At 72.4% G+C, this 12,414-nt stretch carries 12 protein-coding genes; 6 read left to right on the forward strand and 6 right to left on the reverse strand.

Features of this window, described 5'->3' with window-relative positions; all coding sequences use genetic code 11:
* Positions 1-85: 85 nt before the first annotated feature.
* Complete coding sequence (locus AB0I88_RS04255; protein ID WP_361018103.1) at positions 86-2,038, reverse strand: GMC family oxidoreductase N-terminal domain-containing protein; 1,953 nt, start codon at positions 2,036-2,038, stop codon at positions 86-88.
* 422 nt (positions 2,039-2,460) lie between these two features.
* Here AB0I88_RS04255 and AB0I88_RS04260 point away from each other — a divergent pair, with 422 nt between their 5' ends.
* Both AB0I88_RS04260 and AB0I88_RS04265 read left to right on the forward strand, forming a co-directional pair.
* A complete protein-coding gene (locus tag AB0I88_RS04260) occupies positions 2,461-3,228 on the forward strand; it encodes an enoyl-CoA hydratase/isomerase family protein (RefSeq protein WP_361018104.1) in 768 nt (255 codons plus the stop codon).
* 24 nt (positions 3,229-3,252) lie between these two features.
* A complete protein-coding gene (locus tag AB0I88_RS04265) occupies positions 3,253-4,152 on the forward strand; it encodes a hypothetical protein (RefSeq protein ID WP_361018105.1) in 900 nt (299 codons plus the stop codon).
* Positions 4,153-5,017: 865 nt separating this feature from the next.
* On the opposite strand, the gene AB0I88_RS04270 is transcribed toward AB0I88_RS04265, so the two are convergent.
* From AB0I88_RS04270 to AB0I88_RS04290, 5 genes are all read right to left on the reverse strand, one after another.
* A complete protein-coding gene (locus AB0I88_RS04270; RefSeq protein ID WP_361018107.1) occupies positions 5,018-5,506 on the reverse strand; it encodes a GNAT family N-acetyltransferase in 489 nt (162 codons plus the stop codon).
* Between the two features lie 198 nt (positions 5,507-5,704).
* Positions 5,705-6,028, reverse strand: coding sequence for a hypothetical protein (locus AB0I88_RS04275; RefSeq protein WP_361018108.1), 324 nt, complete (start codon positions 6,026-6,028; stop codon positions 5,705-5,707).
* Positions 6,025-6,186, reverse strand: a complete 162-nt coding sequence (locus tag AB0I88_RS04280) for a hypothetical protein (protein WP_361018110.1) — start codon at positions 6,184-6,186, stop codon at positions 6,025-6,027. The genes AB0I88_RS04275 and AB0I88_RS04280 overlap by 4 nt, the downstream gene beginning before the upstream one ends.
* 203 nt (positions 6,187-6,389) lie before the next feature.
* Entirely contained in the window at positions 6,390-8,414 is a 2,025-nt protein-coding gene (ligA, locus tag AB0I88_RS04285; protein WP_361018112.1) for an NAD-dependent DNA ligase LigA, read from the reverse strand.
* 145 nt (positions 8,415-8,559) lie between these two features.
* Complete coding sequence (locus tag AB0I88_RS04290; RefSeq protein WP_361018114.1) at positions 8,560-9,207, reverse strand: TetR/AcrR family transcriptional regulator; 648 nt, start codon at positions 9,205-9,207, stop codon at positions 8,560-8,562.
* A 95-nt stretch (positions 9,208-9,302) separates the two neighbouring features.
* On the opposite strand from AB0I88_RS04290, the gene AB0I88_RS04295 reads away from it, so the two are divergent.
* The 4 genes from AB0I88_RS04295 (at position 9,303) to AB0I88_RS04310 (ending at position 12,413) form a co-directional block, all read left to right on the forward strand.
* Complete coding sequence (locus tag AB0I88_RS04295) at positions 9,303-10,307, forward strand: hypothetical protein (RefSeq protein ID WP_361018116.1); 1,005 nt, start codon at positions 9,303-9,305, stop codon at positions 10,305-10,307.
* A 95-nt stretch (positions 10,308-10,402) separates the two neighbouring features.
* On the forward strand, positions 10,403-10,870 hold the full coding sequence (locus AB0I88_RS04300) for a DUF4334 domain-containing protein (protein WP_361018118.1): 468 nt from the start codon (positions 10,403-10,405) through the stop codon (positions 10,868-10,870).
* Between the two features lie 3 nt (positions 10,871-10,873).
* Complete coding sequence (locus AB0I88_RS04305) at positions 10,874-11,914, forward strand: NAD(P)-dependent alcohol dehydrogenase (protein WP_361018120.1); 1,041 nt, start codon at positions 10,874-10,876, stop codon at positions 11,912-11,914.
* A 10-nt stretch (positions 11,915-11,924) separates the two neighbouring features.
* Complete coding sequence (locus tag AB0I88_RS04310) at positions 11,925-12,413, forward strand: cupin domain-containing protein (protein ID WP_361018121.1); 489 nt, start codon at positions 11,925-11,927, stop codon at positions 12,411-12,413.
* Position 12,414: the final 1 nt, after the last annotated feature.

Here is a 12,414-nt window from a genome sequence, read left to right on the forward strand (position 1 = left end):
AAGCTCGCTCATACCGCCACCTCCGCTGCGCTCCGGCCCCGCCATGAGTCCAAACCTGAGCTGACCGATTCGCTCGCAAGCTCGCTCATTGCGCGGCCTCCTCGATGTTCGCGGCGGTCCGCGAGGCCAGGGCCATGATGGTGATCATCGGATTGGTGCCGGACGGGGTCGGGAACGCCGACGCGTCACCGATCCACACGCCCGACGTGTCGTGCAGCTCGCCGCGCGGGTCGGCGACGCTGGTGGCCGGGTCGGCGCCCATCCGGCAGCTGCCCATCTGGTGCGCGGAGAAGATGGCCGCCCCGCCGGCCCGCAGCGGCAGCCGCCGGGACCGGTCGATGTAGGCCTCCAGGTCGTCGCCGTACCGCCAGCCCGGCATGCCGCGGCCCATCACCCGGATACCGCGGGCCCCGGCCGCGTGGTGCAGCCGGATCTCGGCCTCCAGTGCCCGGCGCGTGTTGCGCACGTCGAGGTCGTCGGTGAGCGAATACCAGGCCACCGTGTTCCCGGCCGGGTCGAGCGTGACCCGGCCGTGCCCGTGGTCCCGGATCAGCCCGATGTAGGAGCCGTTGTTGCGCAGGTCGGCCATCGCCTGCTTGTGCTCGGCGGCGGTGGTGAACGGCAGCGCCGACGCGGTCAGCCCGGTGGTGTACTGCACGCTCTCCATGAGGAAGCCGTAGCCGTCCTCGACGTTCGCGAACTCGTTGACCAGTCCCGCCTGCGGGGCGCCCCACCAGGCCTGCATGTCGGTGCCGTAGTCGCCCATGGTGACCGTGCACGGGTGCAGCCGCAGGTAGTCGCCGGTCGCCGGGCCGCCGATGCCGGATCGCAGCAGCACCCCGGGCGCCTCCAGGGCGCCGGCCGCCACCACGACGACCGGTGCGCGGACCGTCACGGTCGCGGCGCCGGCCCCGTCCTCACTGGTCCACTGCCCGACCACACCGGCCGCCCGGCCGTTCTCGACGAGCACCCGCTCGACCCGGCAGCCGTCCACGACCCGGGCGCCGTGTTCGGCGACCGCCGGCTCCAGGTAGACCTTCAGCGTGGAGCGTTTGGCGCCGGACGGGTCGCCGAAGCCGAGGTGCCCGGCGATCGCGGCGTCGTGGCGCTTCTCGTCCCAGTTGCGGTAGATGGTGGCGAACGACCAGCCCAGTGCCTCGGCGCCCCGGTGCATGGCCTCGTGCACCCGGTTCAGCTCGGAGCACCGGCCGGTGACCGACAGCTCCCGCCACACCTGGTCGAGGTGACGGTCGAAGGCGGCGGTCGCCACGTCGGTGAGGCCGTGCTCGTCGGCCCACTCACGGCGTACCCAATCCTTGGTCTTGAGGCAGTTGGTCCAGTTGATCACCGTGCCGCCGCCGACCCCGGCGCCCGCCATCAGGGTGACGTTGAGGTCCCCGGTGGGATGGGGGCCGCCACGCCAGTACGAGTTCTGGTAGGCGGCGAGCTCCAGTTGGTGGAAGTCGGCCTCGGTACGGTGCCGGCCGGCCTCCAGGACGACGACGCGGCGGCCGGTGGCGGCGAGCCGGCCGGCGATCAGGCCGCCGCCCGCACCGGAGCCGACCACCACGACGTCGGCCGCAAGGTCGAGGTCGCCGCCGTCCGGCCGCAGCGGGCTGATGGCCGGGCCGTCCGGCGGCGCGGTGGCGACCGGGCCGGGATAGCCGAGACGGGTCCAGTTCGGGTTGCGGCCGTCCGGGCCGACCGTTCCGTAGGTGAGCAGAAGGATGAGGCTGGTCAGCTGGCCGATGCCGGCTGCCGCCGGGGTGGACGCCAGCGACAGGGTGGTGAGGATCTGCTCGCGGGACTCCGGTGAGGCGGCGCCGAAGCCCTGCAGGGCGAGGATGTCGAGCAGGCCGCCGATCGCCGCCTGCTGGTCGGCGGGCATGGCCGCGAGCATCGCGAGCACGCCCTGGTCGGCGCCGACGTCGGTGGCGCTGCGTGCCCAGAAGCCGTCGGCGTCGCCGGGGCGTGGAAGGGAGGGGACGATGGTGTCGCACAGCAGGCGCAACACCTGAGTCTGAGCGGATGAGAGCATTCCGGTCCTCCTTGACCTGAGCCCTCAATCTAGGTCAGTTGATGTCCCTCGTTGTGACCTTCGGCACCCGGAATGCCGCAGGTGGGAAACGCACGGGGGTTCCCGGGCGTGCCCACGGCCACCCTGTTGACGGCGGCTCCGGGCATCGTGATCTTGTTTCCCGTTCCGGTGATCGTGCTGGTACCCGGCTCGACGGCGGACACGGCCGGCGCGTGCGAGCGCACCGGGCGAGACCCTCGTGCCCGCCGGGATCCTGAACTTTTTCTTCTGCCGTGGCTCGTAGCGTTCCTGACGAAGCGGGCGATGCGCTCGGCGCCACCCGAGCCGGGCGACTCCGGCGGCCGACGGTCCGTGGTGGCCTGCCGAGATCGACGCCGTGCGACCATGAGGGCCCGTCGAGGTCCGCTACCGGGAGGCATGTGGTGAGCACCGATCTGTCCGTCACCGTCGAGGACGGGATCGCCCTGCTGGAGATGCGCCGCCCGCCCGCCAACCATTTCGACGAGGCGCTCATCGGGCGGATCGTCGACGCCGCCCGTGACCTCGACGGCGGCTCCGGCTGCCGGGTCATCGTGCTGGCCTCCGAGGGCCGGCACTTCTGCGCCGGCGCGGACTTCGGTGGCGGCGAGTTCGCGGCCGACCACGTGGACGCGGCCGAACGCCTCTACCGGCGCGCCGTGGAGCTGTTCGACGTGCGTACCCCCATCGTCGCGGCCGTGCAGGGCACCGCGGTGGGCGGAGGTCTCGGGCTGGCGTGCGCCGCCGATTTCCGCGTGGCGGAAGCCGGCACCCGGTTCGTGGCGAACTTCGCCCGTCTCGGCTTCCACCAGGGCTTCGGCGTCAGCGTGACACTGCCCGAGCTGATCGGCCGGCAGGCCGCCACGGACATGCTGCTCACCGGCCGCCGCGTCGGCGGCGAGGAGGCGTTCCGGCTCGGCCTCGCCGACCGGCTCGCCGAACCCGGCCGGGTTCGTGAGACCGCCCGCCGGCTCGCCGCCGAGATCGCCGCGTCGGCGCCGATCGCGGTCCGGTCGATCCGCGCCACCCTCCGCGGCGACCTGGCCGAACGGGTCCGCAAAGCCCTCGATCACGAACTCGCCGAACAGCGGATCCACTGGGCGACCCGGGACAGCGCCGAGGGCATCCGGGCCAGCCTCGAACGGCGCGCGCCCGTCTTCACCGGCGAGTAGCCGAAGGCTTCTAGTTTGAGAGTCATGCCGTCGCTTCAAGACCTCGACCGGGAGATCGCCCACCTCGCCACCTTGCTCGCCGAGCGGGAGCGGCTCCTGTCCCGGCGGATGGCGCTCCAGGCCGCCATCGCGAAGGCCGGCGCCGAGGTGGAGCAGCTCACCCGAGCGGCCGCCCGCACCCGGTTTCTCGCCTCGCTGCGCGGCAGAGGCCCCGACGCGGTCGCCGCCGCCGAGCGGCTTCCGGCCGCCGAGCGGGATCTCGCCACGCTGCGCGGCCAGCTCGACGACCTCGGCGCACGCCTCGACGCGGCACAGCTGGCCCCTTCGGCGTACGCGGAAGCACTCGCCGCCAAGGAGAGGCACCTGCGTGAGACCGGGGGCCCGTCCGGCCGGCGCCTCAGCGACCTGGCCGAAGAGCGAAGCGAGCTGGTCGCGAGCCTGGCCCGGCTGCAACGCGCCGAGATCGCCGCCGGCCAGGCGCTCGAGGGCTTCCGGCACGCCGCCGGGCTGCTCGGATCGGCCGGGAACTGGTCGGCCTACGACACGTTCCTCGGCGGCGGCGTGTTCAGCAGTCATGTCAAACACATGCGTGTCGAGGACGCCGACGGTTACGTGGCCGCCGCCCAGCATCAGCTCAAGGTGATGCGGCAGGAGCTCGGTGACGACGGGGAGGCGGCGCCGATCGCGGCCTCGTTGCGAGTCGACGGGACGACCAGGTTCCTCGACGTCATGTTCGACAACATCTTCACCGACCTGGCCGTCGGCGGGCGGATCAACCGCAGCCGGGAGGAGGTCGAGCAGGCGGTGCTGAGGGTCCGGGAGGTGCGGATGGCACTGACCGCGCGGACCGCCGAGGTCCGCAGCCGCCTGCGGGAGATCGAGAAGGAGCGGGAGAGTCTGCTGGTCGCCCCCACGACGCCGTGAACAGGCGCCCCGGATCTGGACGAGGCGAGGATCGATACCTCGTCGCCTGTTGATGCGTGAGTCGTTCCGCAAACAAGTGTTAACCGATGAGGTCTTTTCCCGGCGGTCCGGTATGGATATCGTGATCACCGCTTTGGATTACGCGGGGTAACCGGAGTGCGACACTTCGAAGTCACGGTTGCCCGGTCGCCCCTTGACCGGCGGGCCGGTGCCGTTTGCCGGCGGCACCGGCCTCGTCGCGCCCAGCGCCGGCCAGCATCCGGAACGGGACGCTCCCCGCGGGCGAGAAGCCACATCTCCGAGATCCGGGCGCCCACGGCGAGCCGGTACCCGAACAGGATCTGTACGCCCGCAGCGGGTGCCGCCCGCGGACGGCAGTCCGGCGTGTGTGGTTCGGGCTCGATTCGCGCCCGAACTACACACGCCGGGTTCTCGGCACGCCGGCGGCGGTGTGCGCCGGCCAGGGGCCCGGCCACGGGGCCGGCGTCCGAGCCGACCGCCCGGTACGACGCGGACGGCCAGGGCATCCCCCGCCCGTGCAGCGACCGTGTGGCCTGCCGCGCCCTGGGCTATGGCCGCACCCCCGCCCCTACGAGTTCGGCTGTCGCCACGTGCAGAGGCTCCATGTCGGCCGGCCGCCGCCGGTGGAGGCCGGCGGCGAGATGCTCGCCGCACGACAGGGACGGGCGGACGCCTGACGGTGGAGGCGGTGTGATTGCGCGGGGGCATGGTCCTCGATGATCAGGCCCTGAACGGCTCGCCGGAGGCCGCCAACAACGCGATAGCTCGTCCTGCCCTTCACCTATCTCGGGACCGACGATCGGGCCGGACCGAACTACACCGGGCAGCCGGCCGTCAACTCCTACTACCGTTGACCGCTTCTGACCATGCGAATCTCTCGCACACCGCAGTCCACCTGAACCGTGCCGTCGGGCCGGAAACCCTGCTTGCGGTAGAAGGCCTGAGCGCGCGGGTTCGGGTCGGCGACCCACAGCGATGCCGGTTCGCCGGGTGGGATCACCGCGTCCAGAAGCGCCTTGCCGGCGCCGGTGCCGTGGTCCGAGGCGAGCACGTAGAGAACGAACAGGTGCCGCACCGGCAGCGACGGCCCGGACATCGCGAGGCCGATGATGTCGCCGTCCCGTTCGGCGACGGCGACCCGGTTGTCACGGTAGCGCTCGTCGGTCATCGCGGCCCGCCAGAACCGCTCCCGGAAGGCCGGAAGCCGCGGTTCGTCGAGGATCGCGTCCGTCATGACGCCGCGATAGGTCTCCTGCCAGCATCGGATGTTCACCACCGCCATCCGCCCGGCGTCATCGGGCCGGGCCGGGCGAATCGTCCACGCCGGGTCCATCGCCGCATCGTAGTGCCGTCTCCCCGCGACGCGGCGCCGAAATCGCAGGGCGGCCGGGCCCGGCGATGCCGGTCGGCCGCCCGAACCCCGGGGCTCAGCCCGGCGACCTCCCGGGGCCGAACGACCAGGGCAGATGCGTGCGGGAGCGGTTGTCGGCCGGGGTGATCACGCCCAGGCGCGGATCCCGGAGGACGGCGGTCAGCTGTCGTGGAGCAGGGCGCCCAGGCGTGTCACCAGGTCCAGGAAGTGCTGGTTCGCGGCGACACGCTCATGTGGGTCGTCACGAGCCAGGTAGAAGTCGTCGAAGCCCCGGGGCGCGCCGTAGAGCCCGTCGAAGTCCGCTCGGGCAACCTCGAGGACCTCCTCGTCGGAAGCACCGGTGGCCTCGAGATTCACCCGCACCAGCCGTATCCGCTGCTGCCAGATCAGGGCCCGGCGACCCTCGGCGAGCAGGATGTCACCGATCTCCGTGGCAAGCGTATGCGCGGCCTCGACGCGTTCCCGCGGACTGAGGCCGGTCACGGCAGCACCTCCCGGCCGAGGGCCCCGGCGCCGTCCACATCCCACAGCCCCGCCCCGGATGTCTGGTGGCCGCCATCCACGTGGAGGTCACCCCGGTCGGCGCAGACCTTGGCGGCTGCCGGTATCGGTACGGTGCAGAGGGCGTCCATGGGTGCCATGGCTCCCGAACCTACCTGGCACCGGCTTGGTCCATATCGGCTGCACCGCGGTGCCGGTGCGCATCGGCATCCGGCGGCGGCAGCCAGGCGGGCACCCGGCAAGCCGTATCCGGCAACCACCGAAGCAGACCGCCGTGAGTGAGCCGACGACCTGGCGGACGCCCGGCAAGCCGCGTCCGCAACGAAGGCGAGCCGGGCCGGCGTCAGGCGAGCATGCGCGCGAACTCCTCCGGATCGATCACCGGGATGCCGAGCTGTGCCGCCTTCTTGGCCTTCGCCGTGGTCGTCTCGGCGGTGACCAGCGCCGTCGTCCTGGCCGACACGCTGCTGCCGGCCGACCCGCCCAGCGCCTCGATCCGCTCGCTCACCGTGGTCCGCGTGTAACCGGGCACCGAACCGGACACCACGAACGTCTTTCCGGCCAGCGGCTTCTCCCCGCCGTCGTCGACGACCTCCATGGTGAGCCCGTGCGCGGCCAGACGGTCGATGACGTCACTCATGGCGACCAGGCCGTCCACCACGTGCTGAGCCTTGATGAGCCCCATCTTGTCGATCTCGGCGATCTCCTCGACGGTGGCGGCCCGCAGCGCCGTCATCGACTTGAACCGCGCCGCCAGCCACCGGCCGACGCTGCGCCCGGTCATCCGGATGCCGAGCCCGGTGACGACCCGGTTGAACGGCTGCCGTTTGCTGGCCTCCAGCCCCGCCACGATGCGCTCGGCGTTGGCCCGGCCGAGCATGACCGTCCCGCCGGCCGCGGTCTTTCCGACCGGCAGCTCGGCGATGTCGTCGACGGCCAGCCCATACAGATCGGCGACGTCGCGGGCCAGCCCGGCCTCGATGACGGCGTCGCAGAACGAGTCGCCCGCCCCGTCCACGTCGAGGGCTTCCCGGCTGCACCAATACGCCAGCGCGTTGGCCGCCGCGCAGGAGGCGGTGTGGCAGCGCCACAGAAGGCTGGTCCTGTCCCACGCCTCGCCGCACTGGGGGCACACGTCGGGCGCCACCCACGGGGTGAGCCCGTGCGGTTGCTCGCCGATCGGTGAGGTGACGCGCGGGATGACGTCGCCGGCCCGCCACACGGCGACGGTCTGCCCGATGGCCAGGCCCTGCTCGGCGACCCACTGCGGGTTGTGCAGGGTGGCCTTGGTGACGGTGGTGCCGCCGACCTGCACCGGGTCGATGATCGCCCGCAGGCTGATCCGCCCGGTCCGGCCGACCCGCACCTCGATGTCGCGCAGCACGGTGGAGGCGGTGTCCGGTGGGTACTTGAAGGCGGTCGCCCAGTACGGCGTACGCGAAGCGAGGCCGAGCCGTCGCCGGGTGCTCTCCGCGTCGGCCTTGATGACCGCACCGTCGATCGGGAACTCCAGGGTGGAGCGCCGTGCCCCGATCGCCTCGATGGCCGCGATCACCTCCTCGGCGGTGAAGAGCTCCCCGCTCGCCTCGTCGATGAGCCGGCAGGCGGCCGGGAAGCCCAGTTCCTCGGCCCGCGTCATCCGCCCGAGGTGGGAGCCGGAGGCGTCGACGCCCTCGCCGGTGATCTCGTAGGTGGCGAAGGTCATCGGGGCCTCGTAGGCCCGGTCGATGCTGCGGATCGCCCCGGCGACCGCGCCGCGCGAGTTGACGAACGCCTTGCCGCCGGCGGCCACCCGGTTGGCGCCGGCGGTCTCGAAGTCGTCCACGGTCATGTAGACCTCGCCACGGACCTCGCCGGTCCAGGGGGTGGCCAGCTCGGCCGGCAGCCCGGCGACGCCGCGCCGGACCTGGGCGGTGACCTCCTCGCCGGTGGCGCCGTCGCCGCGCAGGGCGGCCAGCACGAGGCGGCCCGCCGCATACTCCGCGCGGAGGGCGAGGCCGTCGAGTTTCACCTCGACGAGACAGCCGTCGCCGCCGAGGGTGGCGACGAACGCGGCCACCTCCTCCGGCGTCTTGATCTTGTCGAGGGAGAGCATGGCGGTCGGGTGCCGGACGTCGCCGCCCGCCGAGGCCCCCGCGGCCACGGCGGTGGTGACGCCCTTGTCGTCCCAATCCGGATGCTCGGCGAGAGCGGCGGCGATCCGATCGGCGAGCACGTCATACGCGGCGTCGGTCATGACCGCGTCGCCGGTGTCGTAATACGCCTGAGCCGCGTGCCGCGCCGACTCGACCGCCTCGTCGAACTCCGGCCTGGAGGCGAACCCTGATCCAGACGCGAACCCGGTGGTTTCCGGTGAGCGATTGACCATGCCAGGAGGGTACGGCCGGGGTCCGACAAATTCTCTCGGCCGCCGAGGAACGCCCGGATCCGCCGCAGGCGGGTGGTGTCGGCCCTGGTGAGCGGCGCCCGCTCGCCGGACACCCATGGCGCGGTCCGCCCGGCGGGCCCGTCGATCACGCCCCCCGCGTCGGGAGCGACGCGACCGCCGAACGGTCCCCGGAGCCGAGCAGATGGCCGACGCCCTCGATGTAGGCGGCGGCATCGATGGGCGGCGCCAGGAGACGCTGCACCACGTACCCCTGGAGGAGGCTGAGCATCGCCGCGCCGGTCTGCTCGGGGTCGGCGCCGGGCGGCAGATTGCCGGCCGCCTGCCAGCGGCGGGCCACCTCGGCGCAGTGCCCGCGCAGGCGCGTCAGCACCTTCCGCGCCCGGTCGTGGACCTCGGGGTTGCGCAGTGCCTCGGCCCAGACCTGTACTCCGATGCGGGTGACGTCGACCCCGGGCAGCGGCCCGTCGACGAGCCGCTCGTGGATCGCCCTGATCATCATGGCGACCGCGTCGGCCGGGGACGGGGTGGCGCCGTCGGCGAGCATCTCACGGAAGACCTCGTCGGCGGTGGCGTGCGCGAGGTCGGCGACCGCCGCGATGAGTTCCTCCTTGCTGCGGAAGTAGCTGTAGACGGCGCCGGCGGAGAGCCCGGACTCGGTGATCAGGTCGGCCATCGAGGCACCGTGGAAGCCCTTGACGGCGAAGATGCGGGCGGCGGCGGCCAGGATCGCGGCGCGGCGGCCGGCGCGGTGTTCATCGGTGACGCGAGGCATACGCCAAAGCTAAAACGAACGACCGTTCTTGACAAACGCCCGCGACCCGTCCATCGTTTAAAACGAACAACCGTTCGCTTATGGGAGGCCCCGTCATGAAGCAGGTCACCGCGACCGTCGGACTGCTCACGGTCATCATCAGCGTGCTGCTGACCGCCTTCGCCTGGCCGGCCGTCCGGTCCACGGTCCACGACGTCCCGATCGCCGTGGCCGGCCCCGCCCCCGCCGTCCAGCAGGTCACCGCGGCGCTGGAGCAGCGCCTGCCGGGCGCCTTCGACGTCACCGCCGTCGCCGGCACGGCCGACGCCGAACGGCTCATCCGGGACCGGCAGGCGTACGGCGCGATCGACCTCACCTCCGGCACGCCCCGGGTGATCACCGCCTCCGCCGCGAGCGCCCCGATCGCGCAGACCATCCAGGCCCTCGGCGCCGGCCTGACCCAAGGGCACGAGCAGGGCGCGGCGCCGGCCACCGCCGTACGCGATCTGGTCGCCCTGCCCGCCGACGACCCGCGCGGCGCCGGGCTGGCCGCGGGCGCGCTGCCCCTGGTCCTGGGTGGCATCATGGCCGCCGCCATCCTGACCCTCCGGGTGCGCGGCATCGCCCGCCGGGTGGCCGGCGCGCTGGCCTTCGCGGTCACCGGCGGCCTGGCGATGGCCGCGATCCTGCAGTTCTGGCTGGGTTCGCTGAGCGGCGGCTACCTGCTCAACGCGAGCGCGATCGGGCTCGGCATCGCGGCCACGTCGCTGACCCTGCTCGGCCTGGAGTCGCTGTTCGGGATGGCCGGGCTGGGGCTGGGCGCGGCCTTGATGATGCTGCTGGGCAACCCGCTGTCCGGCGTCACGACCGCCCCGGAGATGCTGCCGGGCTGGTCCGGCGCCCTCGGCCAACTGCTGCCGCCCGGCGCCGGTGGCTCGCTGCTGCGCTCGACGGCCTTCTTCGACGGCGCCGCCGCCGGCCGGCCGGTGGTCGTGCTGCTGTCCTGGCTCGCCTTCGGCGTGCTGCTCTGCGCGGCGAGCGCCCTGCGCGCCCGTCGCCGGCCGGCCGCCCCGTCGCCCACCGGACCGGCCCCGCGTGCGGCAACCACAGCCGCGGCCTGAAACACACGGCCTGTCACACCAAGGCAGCCGCACGGCCTGTCGCGCCACGGCGTCCCGCCGATATATTGACGGGACGCCAATAAGGAAGGTCGGTCATGGACGCCGAAGCCGCTCGCCTCCGCCTCGCCGAGATCCGCGCCGACGACGGCAAGACCAGCATCGATGAGCTCGACCGCCTGTGGGCCACGCTGCCGCCGGTGCGGCCCGAGGAGATCCTCGGCGCCTGGCGCGGCGGCGAGTTCGCCAGCGGCCACCGCTTCGAGGGTTATCTGCCGAAGATCCGCTGGCACGGCAAACGGTTCGACTCGCTCACCGAGGTGGCGCCGCTGGTGTGCCGGGCCGACGACGGCGGGCTCTTCGACGACGTGGAACGGGCCGGGGGCGGCGCGAGCCTGTGGCCGGTCGAGTTCCGCGGCGAGACCACGGCCACCATGGTCTACGACGGCCGGCCCGTGCTCGACCACTTCAAACGGGTCGACGACGGCACCCTGCTCGGCGTGATGAACGGCAAGGGCGTCCTCGACGAGGGCCGCCACTACTACTTCGTGCTCGAGCGGGAGTGACCGGTGCGGATCCAGGCGGCCCTCGTCGAACGGGCCGGAGCGGCCTTCACCATCCGTGACGTCGAGCTGGAGCCGCCCCGCGACGACGAGGTGCTGGTCCGGATGACCGCGGCCGGCATCTGCCACACCGATCTGGCGATGCGCGGGCGCTGGCCGGAGAAGATCTCGCCGATGGTCTTCGGCCACGAGGGCGCCGGCGTCGTCGAGGCGGTCGGCGCCGCGGTCGGCTCGGTCGCGGTGGGCGACACGGTGGCGCTCAGTTACCGCAGCTGCGGCGGGTGCGATCAGTGCTCGGCCGGCCATCCGGCGTACTGCCTGCGCAGCGACCTCAACATGCGGGGCACACGCGCCGACGGCAGCAGCCCGCTCAGCCTCGACGGCTCCGCCGTCTTCGGCAACTTCTTCGGTCAGTCCAGCTTCGCGACACACGCGCTCGCCTATCAGAGCAACGTGGTACGCGTACCCGCCGCCCTTTCTCCGCTGATCGCCGCTCCGCTGGGGTGCAGTGTGCAGACCGGCGCCGGCACCGTCCTCAATGTGCTGCGCCCCTCCCCCGGCGACACCGTGGCCGTCTTCGGCTGTGGCGGTGTCGGCCTGAGCGCCGTGATGGCCGCCGTCTCCCTGGGCTGCACGGTCGTCGCCGCCGACCCGAACCCGGCCCGTCTCGAGCTGGCTCTCTCGCTCGGCGCGACCGGCGCCGACGTGACCGGGGCGCACCACGCCATCGACACCACCGGCCGCCCCGAGGTGATCACCCGGGCGATCGGCGCGTTGCGGCGGCGCGGCACGCTGGCTCTGGTGGGCCTGGGGGGAAAGGCCGAGTTCGACATCATGACGGTGATGTACAACGGCATCCGGATCCGTGGCGTGATCGAGGGCGACGCCGCCCCGGCGACCTTCCTGCCGCAGCTCGTGGACCTGCACCGGCTGGGCCGTCTGCCGGTGGAGCGCCTGGTCACCGAGTATCCGTTCGCCGAGATCGAGACGGCGGCGCGGGACGCGGCGGCCGGCCGGGTGGTCAAACCGGTGCTCACTTTCCGGTAGACATGGATCTATGACGTATCCACCTCCGAAGTATCACGGGGAATCCGGGGAGAAGAGCGCGTGGCACCGGCCCGCCGGCGCCGGGCCCGAGCTCGTCTACCCGAACGGCACGCGCGTCCACTATCTCGCCACCGGCGAGTCGACGGGTGGCCTCTTCGGCCTCTACCGGTGGGAGTGCGGGCCGGAGGTGACCGGTCCGAGCCCGCATTTCCACCGTTCCATCAGTGAGTCGTTCTACATCCTGTCCGGGGTGATGAGCATCTACAACGGCGACCGGTGGATCGAGGCGGAGCCGGGCGACTGGGTGCATGTGCCGATCGGCGGCGTCCACGGGTTCCGCAACCGGTCGGGCGCGCCGGTGTCGATGCTGCTGCACTTCTCGCCGGGCGCGCCGCGGGAGGGCTATTTCGAGGGGCTCGCTCATCTGGACGAGATGACCGAGGACGAGAAGGCCGCCTTCTACCGTGAACACGACAACATCTGGATCGATCAGAGTTGAT

This window comes from Actinoplanes sp. NPDC049802, assembly GCF_040656595.1.
Classification (GTDB): domain Bacteria; phylum Actinomycetota; class Actinomycetes; order Mycobacteriales; family Micromonosporaceae; genus Actinoplanes.

Bases quoted from the DNA above. Each gene is read 5' to 3' on its own strand.
- AB0I88_RS04255 (WP_361018103.1), bottom strand. From the start codon at position 2,038: ATGCTCTCATCCGCTCAGACTCAGGTGTTGCGCCTGCTGTGCGACACC.
- AB0I88_RS04265 (WP_361018105.1), top strand. From the start codon at position 3,253: ATGCCGTCGCTTCAAGACCTCGACCGGGAGATCGCCCACCTCGCCACC.
- AB0I88_RS04270 (WP_361018107.1), bottom strand. From the start codon at position 5,506: ATGGACCCGGCGTGGACGATTCGCCCGGCCCGGCCCGATGACGCCGGG.
- AB0I88_RS04280 (WP_361018110.1), bottom strand. From the start codon at position 6,186: ATGGCACCCATGGACGCCCTCTGCACCGTACCGATACCGGCAGCCGCC.
- ligA (WP_361018112.1), bottom strand. From the start codon at position 8,414: ATGGTCAATCGCTCACCGGAAACCACCGGGTTCGCGTCTGGATCAGGG.
- AB0I88_RS04290 (WP_361018114.1), bottom strand. From the start codon at position 9,207: ATGCCTCGCGTCACCGATGAACACCGCGCCGGCCGCCGCGCCGCGATC.
- AB0I88_RS04295 (WP_361018116.1), top strand. From the start codon at position 9,303: ATGAAGCAGGTCACCGCGACCGTCGGACTGCTCACGGTCATCATCAGC.
- AB0I88_RS04300 (WP_361018118.1), top strand. From the start codon at position 10,403: ATGGACGCCGAAGCCGCTCGCCTCCGCCTCGCCGAGATCCGCGCCGAC.
- AB0I88_RS04310 (WP_361018121.1), top strand. From the start codon at position 11,925: ATGACGTATCCACCTCCGAAGTATCACGGGGAATCCGGGGAGAAGAGC.